At 40.5% G+C, this 24,464-nt stretch carries 31 protein-coding genes; 4 read left to right on the top strand and 27 right to left on the bottom strand.

All coding sequences use genetic code 11. The features are described 5' to 3' along the window. Positions 1 to 308: 308 nt before the first annotated feature. On the bottom strand, positions 309 to 515 hold the full coding sequence (gene hfoA1 / locus BK009_RS06015; RefSeq protein ID WP_004031063.1) for a histone HfoA1: 207 nt from the start codon (positions 513 to 515) through the stop codon (positions 309 to 311). A 306-nt stretch (positions 516 to 821) separates the two neighbouring features. Here hfoA1 and BK009_RS06010 point away from each other — a divergent pair, with 306 nt between their 5' ends. The 3 genes from BK009_RS06010 (at position 822) to BK009_RS06000 (ending at position 2,969) form a co-directional block, all read left to right on the top strand. Further along, positions 822 to 1,292: a YbhB/YbcL family Raf kinase inhibitor-like protein gene (locus BK009_RS06010; RefSeq protein WP_100905841.1), complete on the top strand. Its 471-nt coding sequence runs from the start codon at positions 822 to 824 to the stop codon at positions 1,290 to 1,292. A gap of 62 nt (positions 1,293 to 1,354) precedes the next feature. Beyond that, the gene (locus BK009_RS06005; RefSeq protein WP_100905842.1) at positions 1,355 to 2,551 is read left to right on the top strand and encodes a 7-cyano-7-deazaguanine synthase; all 1,197 of its coding nucleotides are present in this window, start codon (positions 1,355 to 1,357) and stop codon (positions 2,549 to 2,551) included. Between the two features lie 214 nt (positions 2,552 to 2,765). Then, complete coding sequence (locus BK009_RS06000) at positions 2,766 to 2,969, top strand: hypothetical protein (RefSeq protein ID WP_100905843.1); 204 nt, start codon at positions 2,766 to 2,768, stop codon at positions 2,967 to 2,969. Positions 2,970 to 2,982: 13 nt separating this feature from the next. On the opposite strand, the gene argH is transcribed toward BK009_RS06000, so the two are convergent. From argH to npdG, 22 genes are all read right to left on the bottom strand, one after another. Continuing rightward, positions 2,983 to 4,395, bottom strand: a complete 1,413-nt coding sequence (argH, locus tag BK009_RS05995; RefSeq protein ID WP_100905844.1) for an argininosuccinate lyase — start codon at positions 4,393 to 4,395, stop codon at positions 2,983 to 2,985. Between the two features lie 39 nt (positions 4,396 to 4,434). After that, on the bottom strand, positions 4,435 to 4,599 hold the full coding sequence (locus BK009_RS05990; protein WP_008512911.1) for a 30S ribosomal protein S27ae: 165 nt from the start codon (positions 4,597 to 4,599) through the stop codon (positions 4,435 to 4,437). Positions 4,600 to 4,646: 47 nt separating this feature from the next. After that, positions 4,647 to 4,955, bottom strand: coding sequence for a 30S ribosomal protein S24e (locus BK009_RS05985; RefSeq protein ID WP_100905845.1), 309 nt, complete (start codon positions 4,953 to 4,955; stop codon positions 4,647 to 4,649). A gap of 12 nt (positions 4,956 to 4,967) precedes the next feature. Next, positions 4,968 to 5,474: a GTP-dependent dephospho-CoA kinase family protein gene (locus BK009_RS05980; protein ID WP_100905846.1), complete on the bottom strand. Its 507-nt coding sequence runs from the start codon at positions 5,472 to 5,474 to the stop codon at positions 4,968 to 4,970. Beyond that, positions 5,474 to 5,656: a transcription elongation factor subunit Spt4 gene (gene spt4 / locus BK009_RS05975; RefSeq protein ID WP_100905847.1), complete on the bottom strand. Its 183-nt coding sequence runs from the start codon at positions 5,654 to 5,656 to the stop codon at positions 5,474 to 5,476. The genes BK009_RS05980 and spt4 overlap by 1 nt, the downstream gene beginning before the upstream one ends. Further along, positions 5,657 to 6,226: a DNA-directed RNA polymerase gene (locus BK009_RS05970; RefSeq protein WP_198517216.1), complete on the bottom strand. Its 570-nt coding sequence runs from the start codon at positions 6,224 to 6,226 to the stop codon at positions 5,657 to 5,659. Positions 6,227 to 6,355: 129 nt separating this feature from the next. Beyond that, positions 6,356 to 6,877 (bottom strand): inorganic diphosphatase, encoded by a 522-nt coding sequence (locus BK009_RS05965; protein WP_100905849.1) that lies wholly within the window; start codon positions 6,875 to 6,877, stop codon positions 6,356 to 6,358. A gap of 136 nt (positions 6,878 to 7,013) precedes the next feature. Then, on the bottom strand, positions 7,014 to 7,373 hold the full coding sequence (locus tag BK009_RS05960) for a type II toxin-antitoxin system VapC family toxin (RefSeq protein WP_100905850.1): 360 nt from the start codon (positions 7,371 to 7,373) through the stop codon (positions 7,014 to 7,016). Positions 7,374 to 7,400: 27 nt separating this feature from the next. Then, the gene (locus BK009_RS05955; protein ID WP_100905851.1) at positions 7,401 to 8,627 is read right to left on the bottom strand and encodes a translation initiation factor IF-2 subunit gamma; all 1,227 of its coding nucleotides are present in this window, start codon (positions 8,625 to 8,627) and stop codon (positions 7,401 to 7,403) included. Between the two features lie 17 nt (positions 8,628 to 8,644). Beyond that, positions 8,645 to 9,022, bottom strand: a complete 378-nt coding sequence (locus BK009_RS05950; protein ID WP_100905852.1) for a 30S ribosomal protein S6e — start codon at positions 9,020 to 9,022, stop codon at positions 8,645 to 8,647. Between the two features lie 101 nt (positions 9,023 to 9,123). Continuing rightward, complete coding sequence (infB, locus tag BK009_RS05945; protein WP_100905853.1) at positions 9,124 to 10,902, bottom strand: translation initiation factor IF-2; 1,779 nt, start codon at positions 10,900 to 10,902, stop codon at positions 9,124 to 9,126. 76 nt (positions 10,903 to 10,978) lie between these two features. After that, positions 10,979 to 11,437, bottom strand: a complete 459-nt coding sequence (ndk, locus tag BK009_RS05940; protein WP_100905854.1) for a nucleoside-diphosphate kinase — start codon at positions 11,435 to 11,437, stop codon at positions 10,979 to 10,981. Then, complete coding sequence (locus BK009_RS05935; protein WP_048072216.1) at positions 11,434 to 11,595, bottom strand: 50S ribosomal protein L24e; 162 nt, start codon at positions 11,593 to 11,595, stop codon at positions 11,434 to 11,436. The genes ndk and BK009_RS05935 overlap by 4 nt, the downstream gene beginning before the upstream one ends. A gap of 17 nt (positions 11,596 to 11,612) precedes the next feature. Then, positions 11,613 to 11,819 (bottom strand): 30S ribosomal protein S28e, encoded by a 207-nt coding sequence (locus BK009_RS05930; protein WP_004031085.1) that lies wholly within the window; start codon positions 11,817 to 11,819, stop codon positions 11,613 to 11,615. 50 nt (positions 11,820 to 11,869) lie between these two features. After that, positions 11,870 to 12,241, bottom strand: a complete 372-nt coding sequence (rpl7ae, locus tag BK009_RS05925; protein ID WP_100905855.1) for a 50S ribosomal protein L7Ae — start codon at positions 12,239 to 12,241, stop codon at positions 11,870 to 11,872. Positions 12,242 to 12,708: 467 nt separating this feature from the next. After that, positions 12,709 to 12,912 (bottom strand): histone HfoB, encoded by a 204-nt coding sequence (gene hfoB / locus BK009_RS05920; RefSeq protein ID WP_004031090.1) that lies wholly within the window; start codon positions 12,910 to 12,912, stop codon positions 12,709 to 12,711. Between the two features lie 236 nt (positions 12,913 to 13,148). Next, positions 13,149 to 14,345: a threonine synthase gene (thrC, locus tag BK009_RS05915; RefSeq protein WP_100905856.1), complete on the bottom strand. Its 1,197-nt coding sequence runs from the start codon at positions 14,343 to 14,345 to the stop codon at positions 13,149 to 13,151. 235 nt (positions 14,346 to 14,580) lie between these two features. Beyond that, a complete protein-coding gene (locus BK009_RS05910) occupies positions 14,581 to 15,213 on the bottom strand; it encodes a stage II sporulation protein M (protein WP_100905857.1) in 633 nt (210 codons plus the stop codon). Positions 15,214 to 15,326: 113 nt separating this feature from the next. Then, positions 15,327 to 16,421 carry a tryptophan--tRNA ligase gene (locus BK009_RS05905; RefSeq protein WP_100905858.1) on the bottom strand — a complete coding sequence of 365 codons (1,095 nt, stop codon included), beginning with the start codon at positions 16,419 to 16,421 and terminating at the stop codon, positions 15,327 to 15,329. 68 nt (positions 16,422 to 16,489) lie between these two features. Continuing rightward, on the bottom strand, positions 16,490 to 16,993 hold the full coding sequence (gene endA / locus BK009_RS05900; protein WP_100905859.1) for a tRNA-intron lyase: 504 nt from the start codon (positions 16,991 to 16,993) through the stop codon (positions 16,490 to 16,492). 120 nt (positions 16,994 to 17,113) lie between these two features. Further along, positions 17,114 to 17,695 (bottom strand): 6-phospho-3-hexuloisomerase, encoded by a 582-nt coding sequence (gene hxlB, locus BK009_RS05895; protein ID WP_100905860.1) that lies wholly within the window; start codon positions 17,693 to 17,695, stop codon positions 17,114 to 17,116. Positions 17,696 to 17,788: 93 nt separating this feature from the next. Next, positions 17,789 to 18,460, bottom strand: a complete 672-nt coding sequence (npdG, locus tag BK009_RS05890; RefSeq protein WP_100905861.1) for an NADPH-dependent F420 reductase — start codon at positions 18,458 to 18,460, stop codon at positions 17,789 to 17,791. A gap of 655 nt (positions 18,461 to 19,115) precedes the next feature. Between npdG and BK009_RS05885 the strand changes: the two genes are divergently transcribed. After that, positions 19,116 to 19,718, top strand: a complete 603-nt coding sequence (locus BK009_RS05885; protein ID WP_100906910.1) for a hypothetical protein — start codon at positions 19,116 to 19,118, stop codon at positions 19,716 to 19,718. A 129-nt stretch (positions 19,719 to 19,847) separates the two neighbouring features. On the opposite strand, the gene BK009_RS05880 is transcribed toward BK009_RS05885, so the two are convergent. The 4 genes from BK009_RS05880 to hisS all read right to left on the bottom strand — a co-directional run bounded on the left by BK009_RS05880 (position 19,848) and on the right by hisS (position 24,260). Further along, on the bottom strand, positions 19,848 to 20,603 hold the full coding sequence (locus BK009_RS05880; RefSeq protein ID WP_100906909.1) for a sugar phosphate isomerase/epimerase family protein: 756 nt from the start codon (positions 20,601 to 20,603) through the stop codon (positions 19,848 to 19,850). 83 nt (positions 20,604 to 20,686) lie between these two features. Next, positions 20,687 to 22,555: a PINc/VapC family ATPase gene (locus BK009_RS05875; RefSeq protein ID WP_100906908.1), complete on the bottom strand. Its 1,869-nt coding sequence runs from the start codon at positions 22,553 to 22,555 to the stop codon at positions 20,687 to 20,689. Positions 22,556 to 22,560: 5 nt separating this feature from the next. Further along, a complete protein-coding gene (gene hisI / locus BK009_RS05870) occupies positions 22,561 to 22,956 on the bottom strand; it encodes a phosphoribosyl-AMP cyclohydrolase (RefSeq protein ID WP_100907923.1) in 396 nt (131 codons plus the stop codon). 5 nt (positions 22,957 to 22,961) lie between these two features. Further along, positions 22,962 to 24,260 (bottom strand): histidine--tRNA ligase, encoded by a 1,299-nt coding sequence (gene hisS / locus BK009_RS05865; protein ID WP_100906907.1) that lies wholly within the window; start codon positions 24,258 to 24,260, stop codon positions 22,962 to 22,964. Between the last annotated feature and the right edge of the window lie 204 nt (positions 24,261 to 24,464).

Below are 24,464 nucleotides of genomic sequence, written 5' to 3'. Positions count from 1 at the left end.
GCTTTTAAGTAATGTAAAAGACATGCTGATGATATTTAATCAATAAAACTCATTATATTTTTTTTGATGGGGTTTTTAAATTAATATAGTATTCATGGATTAAGTATTTTCTTTAAATTAAATTTTTTCTACACAAGTTGGTATTTTTCGCTTAAGACCAATCTTAACAATCTTAGATCCAGATATTTTGAAATCATGAAAAATAGTAGTGAAAAGAGAGAGTTATCTTACTCTAAAATTTCTAAATTAACAATAATAAGAACCCTTAATAAAACTTAAAAAGAATAACAAAAGAAAAAAAGAATAGATTAGGCTGCTTTAACAGCCATCTCTATATCTGATGCTTTAACGGTTTTTCGTCCTGCGTGTTTAGCTAATTTAACAGCTTCTACAGCAATCCCTTCACCCATCTCTTCCAATACTTTGGCTAATGCGTCTCTTGCATCATCACTTACTCTTGGAGCACCAGCATTTTTAATGATCCTTCCTACTGGAGCAATTGGCAATTCAGCCATGTTAATCACCTCATTCATCTTTAGAGTCTCCATAATATTTAAGTTTGTCGATCTTGTCCTTAGAAAAAACCCTTACCACCAAAGGTGTTCAACTTGAAAATTATAATTAACTATGGCTAAGTTCAACATTCATTTCCCAATGTATATTGTCATGAGTTCCCTATAACAAAAACCACCATCCAACTGGGTGTTGTGCAACCACTTCATTTATAAGTACTTTGTTGTCCATATAAATAAACAGAGATATGGGTAAATATACAAATAATACCTGTGTAAAGTTAGTAAACTTAAACAAGGATGATTTAAATGACTGTTAAAGTAACAAGCCCTGCATTTAATGATGGAGGACCAATACCTCCCAGATATAGTTGTGAAGATGTGAATATTTCGCCCCCTCTTAACTGGGATGAATCCGATTTATCGGTACCTTCTGGGGGGAGTATAACCATTATATGTGATGATCCTGATGCACCAGGGGGCACCTGGGTTCACTGGGTTATCTTCAATTTGCCTCCTGAAACCAGCAGCTTGCCTGAGATGGTGATGCCACGGGAGGAACTGGAAAACGGAGCATTACAGGGTGCCAATAATTGGGGTAACATTGGCTACAGTGGTCCCTGCCCACCCAGCGGAACCCACCATTACTACTTCAAAATCTACGTGCTGAACACCAAACTTAATCTTCCCTCTGGAACTACCAAAAAAGAAGTTTTAAAGGCCATGGAAGGCCATATTCTGGATGAAGGTCAAATAATGGGTACTTACACCCGTAAATAAACTGAGGGCATTCTAAATTAATTTAAGACAAATATCCACTTAGAATATCTGGAGAATTAATATTGAAAATTGAAAAAAAACACTTAACATCTTTAATTTCTAAAATAAGAAGAGAAATTGGTCATAAGGATGTTGATATATGTATATTTGATATTATTTTTCATGAAGAGTCTGGAATTCTCCTAATTATTACTCCGGATCGTCCTGAAAAATCAGTGATAATTGGAAAAGGAGGGTGGGTGGTGGGACGGCTCCGTGAAGAGTTGGGAGTTAATTCCATCCATGTGGAAGCATATTCTGACTTTATCGTACCCCGGTACCGTATGGGCCTTGCTGTGGAAAAACTGGAGACAATAATAGAAAAATATCCTTCTCAATATAATAAACCCTTTGTGAATCTAAAAATCCTCCTGAATGCCCGTATTGAAAATCCCTATGATTTAGGGTCTGTTCTGAGAGACTTCAATGGTTTGGATCTCCATCAGGAAGGGGAACTGACTAATGGTGAATTTAAAACAGTGGTGGCATTATCGGGAGGGATTGATAGCAGTACATCCCTTATAATGGCCAAAATGTTAGGATTCAATCCCCTGGCAGTTACGGTTAATCCGGGGGACATCATACTTCCCAAATATTTCCGTGAAAGCGTGGAAAACCTCACTCAAAAACTAAAAGTTAAGCACCAGTACCTGGATGTGGACATGAAAGAGGTAATTGAGGGTTCCCTGGAAGGAAGATTCCACCCCTGTGGAAGGTGTTCTAAAACCATTGAAGAAACTGTTTTTCATTTCACCCGTGAGAATAATATTCCCTTTGTGATCTATGGAGATTTACTCTCTTCAGGCGCACAGTCCATCCACTTGGAAGAATATAGTTCTGACAGTATGGAAAAATGTATTTCAAGAGGATTAAATAATGATGAAGTAAATAGTTCCGTGAACAGTACTTTTTTATTTCAAGAAAACGGAAATATTTCAGGGGATAAAACTGGTTTAAGGAAAGTGAATTTTTTAAGTAAGGGAAATGTTTTAAAAATCAATCTACCTGCTTTGTTATCCCTTAAAAAAGGTGATGTGGAAAAAATAGCTGCTGATTGGGGGGTTAAAAAACGAGGAGGTTATGGTTGTCCACTCATTGGAGAAGTTCACAGAAAACATCCACATATGCGTCGTTTTTCTATTCAAAGAGTTCTAAGGGAAACTAGGGCGGGAGTACTAGAACCTGGTGAGGCTTTAGAACAGATGACTGGAATAATATAGTTATTTAATTAGTTCCAGTATACCGTATATTATCAGGAATAATCCGGCCAGATAACCCACTAGCTGGGGATAAATAAGCATCAAAACCCCTAATATAATTGCAATTATTGCGATTATTTCTTGAGTAGTATTTTCTTTCATACATCTATTTTTTGTAATAGAATGTATATAAATATTGTGAAGAGAGTTTAATTATTACAAAATGAGGTTAATCATGAAAAGGTCAGCAAAATTCTGCCCAAATTGTGGCTCAATGAATATAAAATGGGTTAATCCCCAGATGTGGTCTATCTGGAAGTGTTGGGACTGTGGATATCAGGGTGCGGTGGTTATTGAGGATGGAGAAATGGCTGAAGAGATCAGGGAAAAATTTCTAGAGGAAATCAAAAAGGAAGAAAAAGAATCTGATTCAGGGTAATGCTCAAGAAAAATTAGTAAGAGGAAATATTTTCATCAATAAATTCCCTCAAGTTACCGATCACTTTTTGGACCATGGAGGGTGCAGGTCCACCAATAACTTTTCTACTCCGGATGATTTCACGGGGATTTAATGCCTTCTTCACCACAGCATTATCTATTTGGAGTGTTTCACCAGTTAATTCCTGGGAGATTTCATCCAGGAAATGGGCATCGATCTCCTCAGCCTTCATACCCTTATCCAGGGCAACAGTCACTGCCCGCCCCACTATCTGGTGAGCGGTTCTAAAAGGCAATCCTACATCTCTAACCATAAGATCGGCCAGTTCAGTGGCTGCTGAAAAGTTAGCCCGTGCCAGTTCCTCACCACGTTCTCCCTTAAACTCTACTGATGAAAGCATACCCATGGTAATTCTCAGGGCTGAGCTTAAGGTATCGGTGGCCTTCCACAAGTGTGGGGTGACTTCCTGTAAGTCCCGGTTGTAACTCTGGGGTAGTGATTTAATTATGGTGAGAATGGTTACCAGTTCACCATTTAAAACAGCTGTTTTTCCACGTACAATCTCAGCCACGTCTGGATTCTTTTTCTGGGGCATTATGGATGAGGTTGATGAGAATTCATCAGTCAGTTCTACCATCCGAAACTCGTAAGTACTCCAGATAATGAGTTCCTCACAGATCTTAGAGAGGGTGGTTCCCAGCATGGTCAGTGCAAAAATAGTTTCGGCTATAAAGTCCCGGCTGCTCACCCCATCTATGGAGTTTTCCATAGGACCCTGGAATCCTAGGAGTTCAGCAGTCCGCTCCCGATTTATGGGGAAACTGGTGGTGGTGAGTGCAGCTGAACCCAGTGGGCAGAGATCCATCCGCTGGTAAGCATCATGGAGTCTCCCGTAATCCCTCTTAAGGGACTGGGCATAAGAAAGAAGGTGATGGGCAAAAGTAGTGGGCTGGGCATGCTGCAGGTGAGTGTAACCCACCATCAGGGTGTCCAGGTTTTCCTCAGCCATCTCAGTTATGACTTCAATAAAAGTGAGTACTTCTTTTTGTATTTTTTGAATCTCTTCTTTTAACGCAATTTTAAGGTCAGTTGCCACCTGATCGTTTCGTGACTTGGCAGTGTGCATAAAACCGGCATCAGGACCCATCACACTGGTGACATAGTTTTCCACTGCCATGTGAATGTCCTCCACTGCAGTGTCCAGATCCAGAGCATCAATACCTTCCTTTTCCAACTCATCAAGGGCACCAATGATTTTTTCCCCTACCTCATGGGGAATGATCTCCTGTTCCATGAGCATGGTGGTGTGGGCACGATTGGTGAGAATATCTGCCTGGAATATGCGACGGTCGAATTCCAGGGAAGATGTGAAATCAGCCACTTCACGACTCATCTGCCCCTTAAGTCGTCCCGAACGAAGATTCAAAAAAATACACCTTGATTATAATTATCCTTTATTCAAGGATTATTTTTTACCTTCTTTACCTTTCCACTGGGTGTAACCGCATTTACCACAAGCGTATCGGTCTCCGTGGTCTGCCATGAAAACACCATGGGAACAACGCACACATTCAGGGTTTTTACGGATGATTTTATTATCTTTAACTTCGTATAATTCGAATTTTTTCATGTTCCATTCTCCTGATTTAGGTTAACAAATTTCAGTTAAGTGGAATTTTATTCCTCTTCTTCAGCTTCTTCTTTAGCAGCTTCTTTGTTTTTCTCGAGAACGTGTTCCTTTTCTATTTGGGCCAGTTTTTCCTCTGAATCGTAGAGTTTGGCGTAACCATCAGCTCGACCTTCACCGAAGCTTGGTTTCACACGGTCCACCACTAAAAGATTCTTGTCCACGTTTAACTGTGCGACGAGCCTGTTTTTAACTTCCATTACTTTAGGGGTGGATTCGCCCTGGTAAATGCAGTCAAAGTGTATTTCAGTTCGGTTTAAAAGTGGATTTTCAACCTGTTCTTTTATGTCTATCTCCATAATTAATCTCTCCTATCTTTCCTCTAATTTATTTTTCAACTTTTTAACTTTATTTAAAACTTTATCAACTTCACAAACCACCAAGCCCTCACCAGGTTGTCCGTAGAGGATCAATGATCCTGAGGGTGCCATAAGGGCACAGGGAATGGCAGCTAAATCTTCTTCACCATCCACCAGGATCAATACCCTGAAGCCGGTTTTGATCAGCTTAAATGCTTTTCTGATGGCTTCCTGTAGTTCATCGGTTATAACTCCAGGAGGATTTTTAACATTTAAAGTAACGTTGTCATAGACCACGTCATAGGTGGCGGGTTTTCTTTCCACCACGTTATCGATAATTCCTAGATGGGGGATCAGCCCTGCTTTCTGCAGATTTTGGGTGGTTATATCACCTACTGAGATCAGCAATTCATCAGGATATTTGGACTCTATGAACTCCTTCGCATCACTAAGGGAAGGGTAGAGTACTCCTATGGGTTTTTTGAATTCAGATCGTGATTTTTGATTTAGTATTAGCACTAGCGAACCCTCAGAGCATATTCTCCAGGTAAATTGATCTGCAATTCCTGGGCAATGGGTGAGTTATCAGGGTCCACGATGATCAAAAATCCACTCCAGTTCTTGGAAGTGGCTAGATTACAGACTGCACATCTGTCCTCTTCCATGAGGCGATGACATTTGGTGCATGCTTTTGTAACCATTTATTTCTTCTCCTTCTTGCCTTTCTTTGTTCTTTTCTTCTTTTCTGCTTCGATCCATTCCACCCGTCCCAGGTTGGGTTGTCTCATGGTGAGGCCGATTTTGGTTTCCTTGGAAGATTTACCTTTTAGGCTGAGGGCCACGATTCGGGCACGCACCTTGTTACCTTCTTCCAGGGTTTTCTTGGATTCTTTACCGATTAAGGCACCTCTCTTCCCATCGTAGTTGATGTAATCGTCGGTGACCTGGGATACGTGCACCAGCCCATCCATGGGCCCTATGCGTATGAAAGCACCGAATTCGGTTACTTCGATAACTTCCCCTTCCACGATTTCATGTAGCTCGGGTTTGAAGAACAGTGCAGTGAATACCACTTCATGATAGGCGGCTCCGTCACCCATTATGACTTTACCCACACCAATTTCTTCTATATCTTTAACAGTGACCATTAATCCCATTTTCTTGTCGATTTTGCCCACGTAACCTTCGTTTATAATTTCAATGGCCACGTCGTTCAGGGGTTCTTCAAAGCGGTGGGGTGGGATTCTCACTGTGTCCTCTATTTTGGATATTAAATACAAACAAATCCCTCAGTTTATTTTTCATTTTATTTCAAGTACTGCAATTAATCAAACCCTTAACCGGTTTCTTAAGACCAAACAGGAATTAAGATAATGGATTAAGATAAGTGATATAATTGATTAAAGTTCCTGGTATAATCTTATGGAGTGTTCTACTGCTTCTTTGGCTTTCTGGGCGTTTTCCCATCCTAAAATTTCGGTTTCTTTACCTTCCAGTCTTTTGTATTCAGCAAAGAAGTGGGCTACTTCATCCAGGAATGATTGTGGCACGTCGCCTATATCTTTAACATCTTTATAACGGGGGTCGTCAACTGGCACTGCCAAGATCTTATCATCGTTGTCCCCACCATCGATCATGCGCATCATTCCGATGGGTCTGGATTCAATTACACAGCCCGGGAAGGTGGCCTGATCCATGATCACCATAATGTCCATGGGGTCCCCGTCATCGTAAAGGGTTTGGGGTATTAGTCCATACTCACCAGGGTAATGGAATGGGGAGTAAAGCACCCGGTCTAGGGCAAATGCTTCCATGTCCTTATCATATTCATACTTGTTTCTTGATCCCTTTGGTATTTCAATAACTGCGTATACCACGTCCGGAGCTGATGGTCCACTTTTTATATCCTTCCAGAGATTCATGTCAAATTTCCTCCAAAAAACCAGCCCATAATGGCTGGCATAATATTTCAATTCATGATAGATTTATTATAATTATTTTTAGACAGTCAATGATTAAATAAATTTCAATCTCATCTTCAAGATGAAGACTTTAAACCTAAAGTTTAAGATGCCCATCCACGGCCAGATACCGTCTCTGGCGCAGATAAACCACACTAATCCCCCTTTCCCTTGCTTTGGTTCTTAGTTCCCGATCGTTGGTACACAGAACCTGGGATATGCGAAGTAAAGCATCGTCCACCATTTCTCCCTTTAAAAGTTCTACTTCTTTAAGTTTGAAAGGAGGGGACTTTGCTATTTTAAGGGCTATGGAAGCTGCTATTTTGTTTTTGCCTTTGCTTCGTTTTTTTATTTTTTCCAGTTCAAATAGCACTGGTGAAGGGACGTAAAGATGGTAAGATGGTAAGGTGCGTTCCAGTTCATCCACTAGATCCAGTGGGAACTGGGCTGCCATCATAAAAAATTTGCGTCTAAGACCGCCTCTTTAACGTATGATTCCATAACCAATCAACCTCCACCTGGCACCCACTCTTCGGGAGAGAGCAACCCTCTGGCCGGATTCAGTGCAGACTGGTAGTTTGAGTTTCACTTCCACTTCATTTTTCCTGGCGCTGGTCACCACTCCAATGGTGGTGGTAGTTCCAATGTTGATCATCAGTGGTTCTGATGAACGGATGGGATCTACTTTCTTCTCTTCCTTGGTACCAACTACCCGATCCAGGAGATGGGTTTTCATGGTGAACTGGTGCATGATGTCTGGTAATGTTCCAGGTTTTCCAGCTACAGAACCAGAAAGGGAATCTGCCTTGGTGAGTGCCGGATCCAGATTGGTGGCAACACCTATAAGTCCACCGGGACCTACTTCATCCACAGTTTCTCCCCCACCGTTTAGTCCAGTGACTTCGGAATGGAGGCTCATCCATTCTACTTTACCCTTATTTTTAACCTGTATTCCTGGTTTGACCTCTATTTCATCCCCAATGTGCAATTTCCCCTGAATAAGTGATCCACCAATTACTCCGCCCTGAATTTTATCAGGACTGCAACCTGGTCGATTAATATCAAAGGACCTAGCCACATACATACGGGCTGCTTTTCTAAGGGACCTTCGGGGTGTTCTTATAATATGTTGAATATTCTCAATAAGAATATCAATATTCGCACCTTGCTGGGCAGATACAGGTATAATGGGAGCGTCTTCGGCACAAGTGCCCTTTACAAACTCTTTAATTTCCTGATAACTTTCCACAGCGCGTTCTTTGGACACGATATCTATCTTGTTCTGAACCACAATGACTTCTTTCACACCAATAACATCCAGTGCCATTAGGTGTTCTTTGGTCTGTGGTTGAGGACAGGGTTCGTTAGCTGCAATCACCAGCACTGCACCGTCCATTATGGCTGCTCCAGATAGCATGGTAGCCATTAATGTTTCGTGTCCTGGTGAATCCACGAAGGAAACTTTACGTAGTGTCTGTGTTTCACTGCCGCAGTGTTCACATACCAGAGCAGTGGTGTAGCACTGGGGTTCGGGGCACTCCATACATCTCATAAAGGTTATATCTGCATAACCTAAACGAATGGAGATACCTCTTTTGGTTTCCTCACTATGGGTGTCGGTCCATATGCCGGACAAGGCCTTGGTGAGGGTGGTTTTACCATGGTCAACATGCCCCACTAGCCCAATGTTAATCTCAGACTGTACTTTCACTCGTCACACCTGATTATTTACTCGTCACTTTGTAATAGATCTTCTATTGATTTAGTACCTTTCTTCACCACAATGGTGTTGATCTGTACTATGTCATCAGAAATTGTGTTCCCACGGACAGTTTTCCTTCTTCGCTGACCTTTTCGTTGTGGTTTGAATCCAACTCCACCTGAAAGGAGGCTTTTTATTCTTCGAGGTCCGTCAACGTCTTTTTTCATTGGGAACCCGTTTTTGTCGCTTCCTCCAGTTATGCGGAGAGTGTATCCTGCAAGCCCTACGGGTGCAGCGTCGAATTCCTCGCCGATTTTCAGCCCAATTAATTTTTTGGACTCAGCTCCTTCCACTTCCATCTGATGACTGTTTTCACCTTGGGAAATAATTAATTTGAATGCCAATTTATCTCCTCCATATTATTTTTGGTGTTTTAAGTTCATATTATTTATCGTTTTCCATCTATAATGATGATTCTATATATTATAACTATATTAGAGATTTACTAATAAATTCCCCAGCTTGGATTATCTTTTCTCTTAATATCCACAGTTTCCTGCAGTATATCTATTTCATCTTCGCTGAGATCTGATTTCATTTCAGTTTCCAGGACTTTATAATGGGGTTCAGGAATTTCTACGTATAGTACATCTCCTTCTTCTAGATTACGTCCGAATACTCCATCTTTTATGGCCATGGCCACTTTTTGTCCCTTGGAAATTGAGGGTAAGTTATCTCCCTTATCCTGCATACTTTCCACTGACCCCACTCGCAGACCATTTTCACCCATTAAAGAACTACCTTTTCGGATGCTGCCTCCCAAAACTTCAATACCTGCTATTGCAGGTTTACTCTGTCTGAAAATCAGTTTAGGGATTATGCGTATCTTACCCGGTTTTATGATGGCATCGAACCATTCTTTTTTCCTGCGTTCTTCAGCGGCCCGGATCCATTCATGGTAATCTTCAGTTAACTGGTAGATCACGTTGGCCTGGAATATCTTCAAATCAGTGTTTTTAATTTCCTCAGCTGCTGAGGGTAATATCTTAACGTTGAAGGCGATGATCACTCCGTGGAGGTCATCTTCCTGGGTGACTATGGATGCGTCCACCACATCTCTGCGGGAAACATCACCAATATCTGCGGCACGGATGGGTACTTCCATTTCTTGTAGCATGTTCACCAGTGCTTCCAGTGATCCCAAGGTGTCAGCCTTAACTATGACTCCCATCTCATCGGTATCAACTTTAATATCCTCAATTTCGTGGAGTATTTCTTCCTTAACTTGGTCCAAGTCGTCCCGAACTACTCTTAAAGGAGAGCCAGACATGACTTTGTCAATGTTAGGGGCTACGATCTTGATACCTGCTGCTGCAACCACTTCATCCACTTTCTGGAAGCGTTTTTTTGCTTCTCTGATCTCTTCCAGGGCTTTTGGCTTTAGGAGTGATCTTATTTTGGTGGTGATAACATCATCAGGGGTTGTAAGGACTATGGTGTCTTTATGCCGGATGATACCATCATATATGACGGCATCAATTGTGGTTCCCAGCCCGGTTTCTTCTTTAACTTCCAGAATGGTACCTTTAGCAGGGGCATCAGTTTCTATCTGTAACTGTTCCTTAAGGTACTGTTGAGCCAGCCCCAAAAGCATAGTCAAGAGTTCTGCTATTCCCTCTCCGCTTTTGGCACTTATGGGAATAATACTTACCTGTCTAGCGAAGTTCTCCACCCTATCGAAGCGTTCTGATTCAAATCCTTCCCTGTGCAGTATTCCCACCAGTTCATAGATCTGGTTATCCAGAGCACTTTGAACATTTGCGGGTTGTTTGGCGTAGGTTTTGGAGAAAGGTTCTCCTTCATGTGTTTGCCAACCATATATCCTATCCATCTTGTTGGCTGCCACCACAAATGGTGTTTTGCACATTTTAAGGATGTTCAGGGCTTCATAGGTTTGTGGTTTAAATCCTTCGTTGAGGTCCACCATCAGAATTGCCAGGTCAGCCAGGGCACCTCCTCGTTTACGGAGGGTGGTGAAGGCTTCATGGCCAGGAGTGTCTATGAAGAACAGTCCTGGAAGTGTTTCCTTTATTTCCAGTTTATCCAGGAAAGCACCGCAGATGTTTTCAATGACTTCCATAGGGATTTCGGTGGCCCCTATGTGTTGGGTTATTCCGCCTGCTTCCTTCTGAGCAATAGCACTACCCCGGATAAAGTCCAGTAGTGTGGTTTTCCCGTGGTCCACATGACCTAGAACAGATACAATGGGTGATCTAATCTTCAAGGTTATCCTCCGATTCTGAAAAAAATGTAGGGAACTAAAAAGAAAGTCCCTGTGTGTATTTGAGTAGGTTCCCAATTTATGGTTCTTCGTATATCAGTTCCCGGTCTGGAAGCTGATATTCGGAGATATCATCATCCTGGAAAAATAGTGCAATTTCCCTTTCTGCCGAAGCCGGTGAATCAGAAGCATGAACTATGTTTCTACCAGTTTCAATGGCGAAATCGCCACGAATAGTGCCTAAGTCTGCTTCTTTAGGGTTTGTTGCCCCTACCATTTTCCGGATTAGGCTGATGCATTCATCTCCTTCAATTACCATGGCCAGAACAGGTCCGGAGGTAATGTAATCTACCAGATCGCCGAAGAAAGGTTTTTCCTGGTGTTCGACGTAGTGTTCCTCAGCCTGATTACGGGGGATGATCATCAATTTTGCGGCCAGGATCTGTAATCCCCGCTCCTCGAAGCGGGTTAAGATCTTTCCGGTTAATCTCCTCAGAACTGCATCGGGTTTTAACATAACAAAACTTTTTTGTTTCATTGTTTAACCCACTTAACCTTCCTGGGAACTCTACCGAGCTTTATACGATTTTTTTCACATTTGCTGCTGCAGAAAAGATACACCGTACCGTCTTTTTTGACGTACATTTTGCCGGTGCCCTCCTCTATTTCTTCTCCGCAGAATGAACATGTTCTCATGGTTAACACCTTTAATTCTAGGGAGTACGGATTTCCTTGGCTTCCCTGATGGTGTCCAAGAGCATCAGAATGTCGCCTTCCCTTATGGCTCCCATAACGTTTCGGGTTAAAATTCTACCCTTATCTCTTCCTTCTAATATCCTGCATTTTACTTGCATGACCTCTCCGGTCATACCGGTTCTTTTTAGAACCTCAATAACTTCTGCAGGAGTTGCTTCTGCCATATAATCACCTTAAAAATTAGAAGAGTCCGGAGACTCTCCAGTTAGTGTTATTATTTTTTGAGTTCTTCTACCTTTTCTACAACATCTTTGATGAGCTCTTCAGCTTCACCAGCATCAACGATACATGCGGATGCGGTTCCAACGTTTAGACCAGCTGCTTCTCCCAGCTCATCTTTGGTAGGTATGTAGACGTAAGGTATTTCCTTTTCTTCAGCGAGAACAGGCATATGAGCGATAATTTCTGCAGGATCGACATCTTCTGCTAATAATACAAGTAAAGCATCGCCTCTTTCAACGGCCTTGGTAACCTCATTACTACCTTTACCTACTTTACCAGTGTCTCTTGCTATTTCTAAAGCTTCGTAAGCTTTGTCCGCTAACTCTTTAGGTACATCAAATTTAACATACATTGCTTTTGCCATTTATTTACCTCCTTTTTCATCTGGTTTTAACCATCCATCGGCAAACACTAATTTTAGACTTCATATGTAACTAATTCTACATGAAGTTCTTGGTCCCGATGATTAAAGACCAAAAAAATTCTAATTTTAATCTTAAAAAGATATTTTAGAATTCTAAAATTAGATGTAACAAAGTTGGTCAATCACAGTATATATACTTTACTTGGAGATTTATTTATAAATTCTCAGCTACTTAAAGTAGAAATCTTTGATGGATTACTTGATGCTGATTAATGCGATTATTATGGGGGAAATACACTTTATTTAATGGATTATATTATCTAGTTAAAATCTATATTTTTGTATGCTAAAATCCAGGGTTATGTCTGTGAAATACCCGTAAAATTTTCAAGATAATTAAAGTAAAACTAAAGTAAAAATAGCCTTTAAAAGTCTTTAAAAAAATAAAAGAAAAAAGAAAGGTTAACTTATAGTCTTTTGACGGCGAGTTCGACGTCAGAAGCTTTAACAGTTTTCCTTCCTGCGTGTTTTGCCAGTTTAACAGCTTCAGTAGCGATAGTTTCACCTTTTTCTTCTAAGGCTTTGGCTAGAGCTTCTCTAGCGTCATCACTTACTCTTTCTGCACCGGCGTTTTTTATTATTCTTCCAATTGGAGCTATTGGTAATTCCATATTAATCACCTCATTTTTGTATATTTGTTAATATACACTGTTGCCGTACTCCTATATATATGTATCGTTAAAAGCACTCATTATTTGGTGATCTATATGGTATTGGGTCATGTCATGATAATCCCTATGATCTTGGGACACCACATGACAAATTATATGATCTTGGCTACTGGAAAAAAAATTAGGATATAGAAATAGTCCAGATTATCCAGAAAAAAAAGGTGGATCAAAATCCACTAGTTCCCTTTTATAACCTTTAAAAGGGAGTCAATATCGGGGTCTATTTCAATAGGCTCTTCACAAGCGTTTATTGCCACATTAGGATCTTTTAAAACATGCCCTGTAACAACACACACTATTTGTTCGCTTTTATCTATTTTCCCAGTGTTAACTAGCTTTATAAGTCCTGCAATTGATGCTGCGGAGGCTGGTTCAACTCCAATACCCTCGGTTCGGGCCAGGAGTTTCTGAGCATCTAGGATCTCTTCGTCACTAACGGTTTCTGCCAATCCATCCGATTCATAAATGGCTCTGATGGCTTTTTTAGAACTTACTGGTGCTCCTATCCTTATGGCGGTGGCCACGGTTTCTGGATTCTCCACCGGTACAATATCATCGTTCCCTTCCCAGACGGCTTGAGCTATGGGTGCTGCTCCTTCTGCCTGGATACCGGTCATTCGGGGTAGATCATCAATGAAACCTGCCTGGTGGAATTCAGTTATTCCTTTCCAAATAGCGGAGATGTTTCCAGCATTCCCCACGGGTAATATAATCCGGTCTGGTGATTTCCATCCCAGTTCATCGACAATTTCAAATCCAATGGATTTCTGGCCTTCCAACCGGTAGGGGTTGATGGAGTTTAAAAGGTAAAGCTGACCTTCCAGTGCCAGGCTGGTGATGGCTTCTAGTGCCTGGTCAAAATTTCCCCGCACAGATAAGACCTGGGCTCCGTGGAACATGGCCTGGGCCAGTTTTCCTAGAGCAACCTTACCCGCCGGGAGCAGTACTACACATTTCAAACCGGCCCGGGCAGCGTAAGCAGCCAGGGAAGCGGAAGTGTTACCTGTGGAAGCACAACCCACAGTATCAACACCTAATTCCATGGCTTTGGTAATTCCCACACTCATTCCCCGGTCTTTGAAACTTCCAGTGGGGTTAGAGCCTTCTACTTTTACATAGAGTTCCACACCCAATTCTTTGCCCAACTTATCACACTTGCAGAAGGGAGTTCCACCCTCATCCAGGCTAACTATGCCTGATGGATCGACTGGCATGAACTCTTTATACTTCCACATGGTGGATTTACGGCACTGGAAAACGTCCTTTGACACGTCTGGTTGGCAGATAACTTCCAGTATTGAACCACATTTCTTGCACGTGTATATTATTTCCTGGTCAGAGTACTCTGCACCACAGGATATGCATCTCATCATAAAATCACCTTTAACTTTGAATAAACTTTTATTATTCAATGGAATTCTTATTAATTAAATAATATTATTAAAACCAATGGAATTCTCTATTGAAATATATTTCTCATTGGAAATACTTCAAAATAAAATATCATTGGGAACAGTATAAAAACTATTCCCTTGTTTTGAAATCATTGTAGTGGAACAAAATTTTATTTTAAGTCTCAGGGAGGAAATTTAGCTTCTATATAGTTAATCAGGTAACTCCTTTCATGTAGCTTGCCCAGCTAAGGGTGAAGTTCGCCTCGATAATGGCGGCAATCAGGATCAAGACTATGGCTATGCCCAGCATAACCAGGGTGTCCTTGAGATCTTCCCAGTTTGCTTCCAGTAAATATTTTAACTGATTGGATATGGAAAAATCTGACTGTAACTTCAACACACCCTTTAAAATGTTTATTTCAATGCTGGCCAGTTTGAATCCTGCGGCACCAGCCAGGATGATCCCCACAAGCTCAAACACTCCATGGGGTAGGGTGTAAATTATGAAGTCCCCCAGTTGAAACTGGGCTGCGGTGTAACCAATGAATATTCCGTTGGAGATCAAAAAATAAGCAGTTATCACTCCAAAAATTAAGCCTCCAACATAGATCAGTAATGCAATCTTAACGTTATTGAAGAAGAGGGAGAATGTGGTTAGCTGTAACTCCCCCTGAACTATACTTCTTTTAAAGTCACCTAACATTTTTCCCAGTATAGGTTCCAGCATCCCTGCAAAGGCGTATCCTATTAAAAAAGAAGCTATTAACATCATGGCAGATAGCATGAAAAAAGTTTCGTTTCGATTGTATAATCCACTTATCAAACCTTCATATTTTTCCCGGGCCATGGTTAAACTCCTTATCTTCATTACTAATCGTTTATGTAATCAGTTGGTGTTTTAATATAATATGATTTTAATATAATATGATTTTAATATAATATGATTTTAATATAATATGATTATAAGTCTAATATACTTTCAGCTTTATCTTTAGCTTTTTCCCTTTTCTTATGGAAATTTTTGAAGAAGTTTTTCATCATCTCTGCGGAACGGGCCTTGCACTCTCCACACATTATACTACCTTCCTGGCATTGATGGTAGATCTCCTTTAATTCATCATCGGACTGGATGAGATGGTAAAGCAGCATCTCGTAGACCACACAGTCCTCGGGAACACCACCCATTTTCTTCTGCTCCTCTAGACTTTCCCTCCCCCCGGTTTTAGCAGATTTTAATTTCTTTTCTGCAACCTCTGGAGTGTCACTAAGGAATATAGCAGTTTTTGGTTTGCTGCTGGACATTTTACCGCCAGTTAACCCGGTGATGAAACGGTGGTAAGTTGAAGAGGGGGTTATGAACTCAAACTGTGATTGGAAGCGTTCGGCAATATCCCTGGTGAGACGTATGTGGGGGTCCTGATCAGGACCTACTGGAACCACCGTGGGTTTAGGTCCCCCACACTCCTTTATCTGAGGGTGTAATATGTCAGCTACCTGTATAAGTGGTGCGTAGATGTGGGCTATGTTGGTTGATCCTGAAAAACCATAAATGGCCTTCATCTCATTCATATTAACTCTTTTTGCCAGTTTATAAGCTAGATCTCCCACTATCTTGTTCTCGGATTGTAAGTAGATGTGCAGTTTTTCATTATCCGGATCCAGTCCCAGGGCAATGTAGTTGGTGATGTATTCCTCAATTGCAATCCTCTTGGCCTCATTAAAGTCTATTCCCCTGGCGGAGTAGGATTCCATATCAGCAATGGGGATATGGATCTCAGCACCCTTTTCCTGGTACCATGTTAACTGGTCCACAATCATTTTATGACCGATGTGCATTTTACCACTGGGCATCATCCCGGTGACCACTGCAAATTCGCTTTTTTCACGGATAGCTTTAATAATTCTACCAAAATCTCGATGTCCAAATACAATTCCCCTGCGCATGAGAATGTGAGGGTTTTCAATGTCTCCTAAAAGGTCGTGGAAGGGTTTTATTCCAAATTCTTCTATGAGTTTTTCATAGTTTACTATGGCTGAGCTCCATGGATCTATCAATAAATCACCTTTAATGATAATAATCGTTGTTTATTTAGTTTATAAAGTTTTGTTTAGATTCTTAAGCATTATGGCCGGGTCCACTCAACATTGTAGTAGGTGATGTCCTGTTCATCATCCACCACTGCCAGTAAGAGTTTCTTGTTAACTCCGTGGGCCACACGAACGTAACTGGAAAAGTTAAGTACAGATATGTTTTGATTTTCAGTTACCACTTTCACCACAAAATCAGAATGACCATCACCTGGAGATTTACCCCTTTCGTATAATCTGAATTCTGATCCGTATTTGAAACCGGTTTTAACAATGTATCCTCTGTTTCTGAGGTCTCTGAAAACAATATACCGGTATAACAGGTCTTTATTCTGGATAAGTTCCCTCATTTCATCCAGGGAAAAAATTTTTCCATGATCAAAAATGGTTATTTTTCCCTTTTCCTGGAGATAATGAGCCTCCATTAATGAAATTTGCAGTTCATCCTGGTTAAACTTCCCATAATGACTTTTTTCATTAAGGGCAACAGCTTTTTTATCCTTGATAATTACTAGTTCTCCTATTAACTCTGCATCCATGTTATTTCACCTTGAAAGTATAACTGTTGTGGCTTAAAAAAACCCAGGGTAAACCAATCAGGTTTTTCATTAAACCAGGGAGATTAAATATTTAATTCAATTTTAATTCAACATATTAACTCAATCTCTGGCGTGTAACTTTTTCAAATCATTTTCTTTTTTACCCAGGCGGACCATATACGCTGCTATAAGTCCATCCAGGAATAGATGAGTGCTATCTTCGAAAAGAGTTCCCATGGGAGTTAAATCATCATAATTTCCTTTAAGGACATGGGATGTGTAATTTTTCCAGGGAACCTTACTTTTACTTTCAATGTTAACTACAACATCAGAGTTCTTCCCCAGGCTGGATTGGGGGTTGGTGGTTACTCCCACCACCTTAGTTCCCACTTCTTTAGCAGTTGCCGCGGCAAGGGTCACAGTCCTGGTTTCCCCTGATCCTGAAATTGCTATGAGGCAATCTTTATCAGTGAGGGCAGGGGTGGTTACATCGCCAACTACATGAACTCTAAATCCCAGGTGCATTAGGCGCATGGCAAATGCCTTACCCACCAGCTCAGATCTTCCACTTCCCACAATGAATGTGGAATCAGAGTCATTTATACTCTGGATCATTAGTTCCACCTGTTCAGCATCGATCTGGTTGATAACCTCCAGGGCATGCTTGGCTATTCCTTCGGCAGTTTTTTTTATATACTCCATATTCAATGAACCTTTTACTTTTTTTTGGAAATCATTTGTTTCCAGTATTATTTTCTAGAGTCAATTCTTTCTAAATATTTGTAAAATCCTTGATTAAAGTCCGGTTATTCTGATACCGGCCAATTTTATTTTGTTTCGTATGTTTAAATTGATGAGTAGTGGGGTTATTTTCTCCACAATCCTGGCGTTTTCCAGGAGGCCGCAATCAATAGCCCTTACTCCGGGTATTTTTTCGGCCAGTTGCATTGCTTCTTTTTTGGCTTCATCATCATTCCCAGAGATGAGACAGTCGCAATCCACATTATTTTCAATGTTGGTTAAGCTGGCGGCACTGATGTTATTGAAGGCGGATACCACTCTCACATTTTTATCCTTAAGGAAGTTGGCGGTTCTTTCTGCAGCGGAACCATCCCACACGTTCACATATTTTACTGGGCTTCCACCCAGGCAGCTTTCCATGGGAACAGTGGCATCAATTAATATTTTATTTTCCACATGATCTTTGATACTTTTGAGGGTAATCATCTGGGCTTGAAGGGGCACGGTTAAAATCAAGAGATCTGCTTCACTACACACCTCTTCATTGGTCATTCCCCTTACATTGGGGCATTCATCAGATTTTAACATATTTTCAATGAGGTTAACTGCATTTTCGGCCTTTTTAACATCTCTAGAGCCGATAATTACTTGTTCTCCTCCTTTTGCAAATCTTAATGCTAGTCCAAGTCCTTGATCTCCAGTTCCACCTATTATTCCGATTTTCAAAGAAAAACATCCCCTTAAAATTTTTTATATCTTTTTTCTTCTTCCTTTATTTTATATAATAATATATTCTTATCAAAAATTAGATTTAATGATCTAATTAAGTATTGTGTGATCCACTGATGAAAGTATTCCCTTAATTGTTGGTATGAATTAATAGCAGAATCAGTACTGGCAAACAAAATTCATGACCAAAACTATATATACCAGTTTTTCCTAAATGTGTAGAAAGAACACTTAGATAATTATCAAATCTGATTATCAAAATTTTGCAGTAGGAGAAAAATAAATCTGTTTTACAAAATTATGGAAGCAATTACCTAAGTTTTATGTTAATGTAATTTTTGAATTGTATTTATCATTCTGCAATATTTTCACATATCCAATTCTATTCTTTGTAATTTAATGTTAGTTAGCAGTGTCTCTAAATGATAATAATTAAGCTGTTTAGATGAGTATATCTTAACTGAAATATTTAGGGTGGTACTGATTTTAAAACTTGAAGAATTGTTCATATGTCATTCAGATTAGTCTAATGGATAATAATCAAAAAAAATAATTGAGGTGTTTAAATGTATTACATGCGGTTCAAAGAACCCGATAGTCTTTAGTGGCGATTGTGGCAAACTAGCAAACCTAATGGTACCACTACGGTGGCATGTCCGGATATTGGCATGATTTTGCTGGAATGAACCAACGGAGGAATTATATTAAGCGAAATTTATACAAAGCGGCGATTGTCGTTTTATTATTGGGAGCACTACCCATAAGTAGTGCTTCATCAATTGGTGGGTATTTCATACCTGGAGGAATGTACGGAGGAGAATCTGGATACTACTACTGGGAAGATTACTGTCCTTTATGTGACCATTATGGTTGCATGGAAGTAAATCCCAAGGGAACTTACGAGGGTGAACTAACCTGTTCCAGATGTGACGCGGATTATGATGGATGTACTGGCTATGATAAATCTGCTTATGGTGCTAGGGCGCAGTTGATACCTGCTACCAGAGAAACACCCGAACCAGTAAACGTTACTGCTCAATCAACAGAACAACCTACAGCAACAGAAACCAATAACTCAACATCAAACTCTAATGTAACAGTTGAATCAGCGGAACTAACTTCAAAATCTTTAGTTCCAGTCTCAGATCATCCTGAAACTACCATAACCGTGAGTTTAGGTATTGATGATGTACTGGTTAACAATACGGTACTCCAGGTCCACCTAAAGAAAATGAATGAACACTGGCTGGTATAAAAACCAGCCCCCATTTTAAATATTTTTTTGAATTATTTTTTTATTATTTTTAAACTTGTTTAAGAAGATTGAACCCCTTAAACAATTAGTTTAAAAAATTACAATCTTAATGGGCACATTCTAAGAGATTTATAACTTAATCATTTTTTCAATATAATCCAGACTCTGAAGAATATCCTGGGGATTTTTTACTTCCACCATCAAAATCCCATCATAACTGGCTTCTTCAATGTTTTTAAAGAGTGAATCAAAATCTATACTCCCAGTACCCAGTGCATTGTGCTGATCAAATGTTCCGTCATTGTCACTGAGGTGGACGTGTTTTATGAGAGGATAATCGAACATTTCCTCTGACGAAAAACCGGAATTATGGGCATGTCCTACATCAAGGGTCATAAACACGTTGATTTCTTCTAAAAGACAATTTAATTCATTTAGATCCTGGTAGAGTAGACCTTCTATCTCTGGCATGTTCTCCACACACATGTAAACCCCAATATCATAAGCATAGGTGGCACATTCTAACAGAGACTCTAAATTGTACTGGAGTATTTTCTCTTCTATTTTCTTCCCCATAATCGGCATACAACCGGGATGCACCACCACCAAATCTGAATTCCAGGCAACAGCCCTGTCCATGGATTTTTTCACTTCTTCAATTGAGGAATTACGAATGGCCTGGTTATGGGATGCCAGGTTGATGTCAGATAATGGTGAATGGACAGTTAGTTTAACCTTATGAGAATCCAGCAAATCATCATCAATTTCATGGTAGGGATATTCATTGATTATTTCACAGTAATGAACATTCCTTTCTTCCAGAAACTCCAGAACTCTGTCCAGGGGCTGTGGATACAAGGCCAGGGTTGAAACACCAATTTTCATAGTCATACTCCTTTATGAAGATTTCTAACTTAATCTCGGAAAACATTACTTATGGCAAAAAGAAAAAATAAGTTAGTAATAAACTAATCCCTTCTTATACGGGCCTGGATAGGTAGATCACTCCTTTGGGCGTTGAAAATTATCTCTGCCAGTTCAATATCCTTTTTTATTTTGATAGTACCTTTCTTACCCACAGTAGCGGTGAAAAGATAATCATTATCTACCAGAATGTCGAAGGGAGTGCCCACCACATCTTTACCGAAATTCAAGACCACATAGTTACCAGACATCTCCACGTCAACTGGAACGTATTCTGAGGATAATAATTCAGGAATGTGCTCGTTTTTCTTGTGGGATTTTTTGGAGTTGCCTTTTTTGGATTCCAGGGACTCTACACCGATACTGATGCCAACTTTACCTTCTAGCTCGTCGATGTTTTTACCTCTTTTGCCGATGAGTTTGGGAATGGAATCTTCAGTCACCCAAACTGAAGCTCTGCGGTCGGATTTCATTTCCACTTCCACCTGTCCGGGTACCCTTTTCTTGACTTCTTTGATGATCTCCCTTTCAGCCATCTTCTGGATAGGAGTCTTTTTCATCCTGGTCTGGCCCACATCCATAACAATGGTCTGTTCACCGTAGGTGTAAATCTCATGGACCAGATCACCAGTTTCAAAATCCCTTATCTCGATAACTGGTCGGGAAAGATCAGCCTCTAACATTCCACTGGGAACCTTAACCGTGAGTTTGATATCGTAGATAGCAGCCACTCTTCCCTCATCAATGTAGATTGTGGTGTCCACAATTGAGGGGATCATACCTAGTTCCACCCTTCCAATTATCCTTTGGATGGCATCAATGGGTCTGGTGGCGTGTACCACTCCAATCATACCCACACCAGCCAGTCTCATATCGGCAAAGATTTTGAAATCCTTGGTTTTGCGCAGCTCATCGTATATGGTGTAATCAGGCCTTACAAGGAGTAATATGTCAGCAGTTTTGCCCATGTCCTTTTCCAGGGGTGCGTACTGAGTAATTTCATCCCCAACTTGCAGGTCACGGGGTGATTCCATGGTTTTGACAATAGTGCCTAGATTTCCATAGAATTCGGCAATTGCCTGGGCAAATGTAGTTTTACCAGCTCCTGGGGGTCCTGCAATGAGTATTCCCTTAGCACTATTGGTCAACCGGTCAATCAATTGTTCTGGTAACTTGTAACTGTCTATAGACACTTTGGCTACCGGTCGCACAATGGTAATTTCCACGCCATCAGAGAAAGGTGGTCTGGCTATGGAAATCCGGTACTCCCGGAATTGCACAACTGTAGCTCCCTCACGTTCTATTTCAATAAAACTTTTAAAATCACTTTTAGCCCTTTCCACAATTTCACGGGCCATGTAATCAATTTGTCCCCGGGTAAGAGGTTTAGATCTTATACGAACAAGTCGAGTATTGCCAGGGGTCCCTTTCTTGGCCATAGGCACTACATTTTCTTTTAAATGTACGGACATGGTGTTTTTGTCGAAGTACTTGGTTACTTCAATGTCCCCGTATTCCAACATCTCTGGTTTAAGGTAAATGGCATTGAGGCCCTGGGCTTCTGCCACTTCTTTTTGAACTTTGTCACTGGTTATGAGGGTTGCTTTGTTTTCCCCTGCTACTCCACGGATCATTGCATCTATTTCCCCACCTCTGGCTAGTGATATCTCTTCCAAAGTGGGTCGACGCCCCACATAAGTCACGTGTATTTTACCTTGACCATGCAGTTTTTGCAAATTCTTAAGCTCTTCCAGGCCGTTATAACCACTATCTCTTCCTTTATTAGCCTGATTTTCCAATTCAGATACAACTGCTTCGGGTACGATCACTTCACAGCCCTGGTAATCTTCTTCCTGGACTATGCGGGTGATCCTACCATCAACTATAACACTTGTATCTGGAACAATTCTCATCCTACTCATTCTCCATAAACTTTTTCAGGTGCAAAAACCTTTTCCTTAACTATTTCAAGTTTTTGCCCATTATTTTGTATTTCTCTGTAGAAACAGGAATAATAGCCCTGGTGACAGGCAGCACCCACTTGTTTTACTTTAAGGAGCAATGCATCCTGGTCACAATCAGTGAATATCTCCTTGACTTCCTGCACATGGCCTGAGCTTTCACCCTTGAACCATAACTGGTTACGGCTGGTGCTCCAGTAATGGGCTTTACCGGTTTCAATAGTCTTTTCAAAGGCATCACGGTTCATATAGGCCACCATAAGCACTTCTTCTGTTTTATAATCTTGGGCTATGGCTATAACCAGTTTTTCTCCGTTAACCACATGTCGGTAGTTGAGCTCGGGTAAATCCATTTTCATCATTCCTCATTATTAATCTGGTTTAATAGAACATCACTGACCATTTCAATGGATACTTGTTCCTGTTCTCCAGAGGTCATGTCTTTAATGGTGACTTTGCCTTCTTCCAATTCACGGGCCCCAATGAGAACTACGAACTTTGCTCCTGAGTTAGCAGCGAAGGAAAGGATTTTCTTTAGTTTTCGCCCCACCAGTTCCACATCAGTTGAAATACCACACTTTCTTAAATTTTGAGCTATTTCGAAGGCATTAAGTTTCATTTCAGCAGATATGGGAGCTACAAAAACATCAACTCTTTCTTCTCCAGGGATACGGGGGTTCTGTATTTTAAGGGCTTCCATAACCCGATCGAAGCCAAAGGCAAATCCAGTGGATTCCACCTTTTCACCACCAAAAACCTCTATTAAATTATAAGTTCCCCCACCACTTATTTGTTTCTGGGCTCCTAGGCCTTCCACATAGATCTCAAATACCGTTCCAGTGTAATAATCTAATCCACGGGCAATACCTAGATTCACAATGTAATCTGTAAAACCAAAGGCTTTCAGCATTATTAAAAGTGATTCAAGTTCTTCAAGGGATTTTAATGCATCAGGATAATCATTAAGGATATTTTTCACATTATTAATAATTTCCTGATGTCCTCGCATACCAATTAGTTCTAGCAGAATGTTTTTTGAAGTTTCAGGAATTTCAATCCCATTTAATAGCTTTTCCAGTTCCTCTGCATCTCCCTTGTCTATCATGGCCATGATTTGATCCTGATGTTCGGCTGAAATACTATCCTGGCTCAAGATTCCCCTTAAAATTCCCAGATTTCCTAGGTGTATTTGATAGTCTTTCAGTTTCAGTTCTTCCAAACAATGGGCGGCCATGGCAATGATTTCTGCCTCAGAATCTGGTGATTTTCCACCGATGAGTTCACACCCCAGCTGCCAGAACTGCCGGAAGCGCCCGGCTTGTGGTCTTTCGTAGCGGAAGCAACTACCAAAATAGTACATTTTGATGGGTTTTGGTGCTTTTTGCAGTTGATTTAAGTATATTCTGGCTACAGGTGCTGTTAACTCCGGCCTAAGTGCTAGGTCTCGCCCTCCCTTATCCTGGAAGTGGTATATTTCTTCTATTATTCCTTCACCTGATTTCAGAGTGAAAAGGGATAGATCCTCAAATATAGGGGTTTTAATCTCCTGATAACCATAGGTTTCAAAGACCTCTCTCATGGTGTTTTCCACGAGCTTTCTTTCTTTCATCTCCTTAAAGAGAAAATCACGGGTTCCCCTAGGTTTTTGTAGTTCCATTAATTAAGTCTCCTATTTAATGTGCATTAACTGGTGTAAATAAAAAATTTTTTTTATTCTAAAGTTAAACATTGAATTTTCATGGTAGATAGTATTATGGGCATTGCGCAATGAAGAATAATATCAAAATAAATGAATTTTCTTATTGAAGTTCCTTTGATTAGGGGAAGTATAGATGATTCAATTAGAGGTTTTAAAAGACCT

This window comes from Methanobacterium subterraneum (genome assembly GCF_002813695.1).
GTDB classification, from domain to species: Archaea; Methanobacteriota; Methanobacteria; order Methanobacteriales; family Methanobacteriaceae; genus Methanobacterium; species Methanobacterium subterraneum.
The sequence above is the reverse complement of the archived record's forward strand: the minus strand, read 5'-3'. Positions and strand labels throughout refer to the sequence as shown.

Coding starts and splice junctions, on each gene's coding strand:
- rpl7ae (WP_100905855.1), bottom strand. CDS start 12,241: ATGGCAAAAGCAATGTATGTTAAATTTGATGTACCTAAAGAGTTAGCG.
- BK009_RS05885 (WP_100906910.1), top strand. CDS start 19,116: ATGTCCGGATATTGGCATGATTTTGCTGGAATGAACCAACGGAGGAAT.
- BK009_RS05960 (WP_100905850.1), bottom strand. CDS start 7,373: ATGATGGCAGCCCAGTTCCCACTGGATCTAGTGGATGAACTGGAACGC.
- spt4 (WP_100905847.1), bottom strand. CDS start 5,656: ATGGTTACAAAAGCATGCACCAAATGTCATCGCCTCATGGAAGAGGAC.
- hfoB (WP_004031090.1), bottom strand. CDS start 12,912: ATGGAATTACCAATAGCTCCAATTGGAAGAATAATAAAAAACGCCGGT.
- BK009_RS05965 (WP_100905849.1), bottom strand. CDS start 6,877: ATGAATCTCTGGAAGGATATAAAAAGTGGACCATCAGCTCCGGACGTG.
- hxlB (WP_100905860.1), bottom strand. CDS start 17,695: ATGGAGTATATAAAAAAAACTGCCGAAGGAATAGCCAAGCATGCCCTG.
- BK009_RS05935 (WP_048072216.1), bottom strand. CDS start 11,595: ATGAGAACATGTTCATTCTGCGGAGAAGAAATAGAGGAGGGCACCGGC.
- BK009_RS05930 (WP_004031085.1), bottom strand. CDS start 11,819: ATGGCAGAAGCAACTCCTGCAGAAGTTATTGAGGTTCTAAAAAGAACC.
- ndk (WP_100905854.1), bottom strand. CDS start 11,437: ATGAAACAAAAAAGTTTTGTTATGTTAAAACCCGATGCAGTTCTGAGG.
- BK009_RS05880 (WP_100906909.1), bottom strand. CDS start 20,603: ATGAAAATTGGTGTTTCAACCCTGGCCTTGTATCCACAGCCCCTGGAC.
- BK009_RS05910 (WP_100905857.1), bottom strand. CDS start 15,213: ATGGCCCGGGAAAAATATGAAGGTTTGATAAGTGGATTATACAATCGA.
- BK009_RS06010 (WP_100905841.1), top strand. CDS start 822: ATGACTGTTAAAGTAACAAGCCCTGCATTTAATGATGGAGGACCAATA.
- hfoA1 (WP_004031063.1), bottom strand. CDS start 515: ATGGCTGAATTGCCAATTGCTCCAGTAGGAAGGATCATTAAAAATGCT.
- endA (WP_100905859.1), bottom strand. CDS start 16,993: ATGGATGCAGAGTTAATAGGAGAACTAGTAATTATCAAGGATAAAAAA.
- BK009_RS05985 (WP_100905845.1), bottom strand. CDS start 4,955: ATGGAGATAGACATAAAAGAACAGGTTGAAAATCCACTTTTAAACCGA.
- thrC (WP_100905856.1), bottom strand. CDS start 14,345: ATGATGAGATGCATATCCTGTGGTGCAGAGTACTCTGACCAGGAAATA.
- hisS (WP_100906907.1), bottom strand. CDS start 24,260: ATGGAACTACAAAAACCTAGGGGAACCCGTGATTTTCTCTTTAAGGAG.
- BK009_RS06000 (WP_100905843.1), top strand. CDS start 2,766: ATGAAAAGGTCAGCAAAATTCTGCCCAAATTGTGGCTCAATGAATATA.
- BK009_RS05875 (WP_100906908.1), bottom strand. CDS start 22,555: ATGAGAATTGTTCCAGATACAAGTGTTATAGTTGATGGTAGGATCACC.
- BK009_RS05990 (WP_008512911.1), bottom strand. CDS start 4,599: ATGAAAAAATTCGAATTATACGAAGTTAAAGATAATAAAATCATCCGT.
- hisI (WP_100907923.1), bottom strand. CDS start 22,956: ATGGATTTACCCGAGCTCAACTACCGACATGTGGTTAACGGAGAAAAA.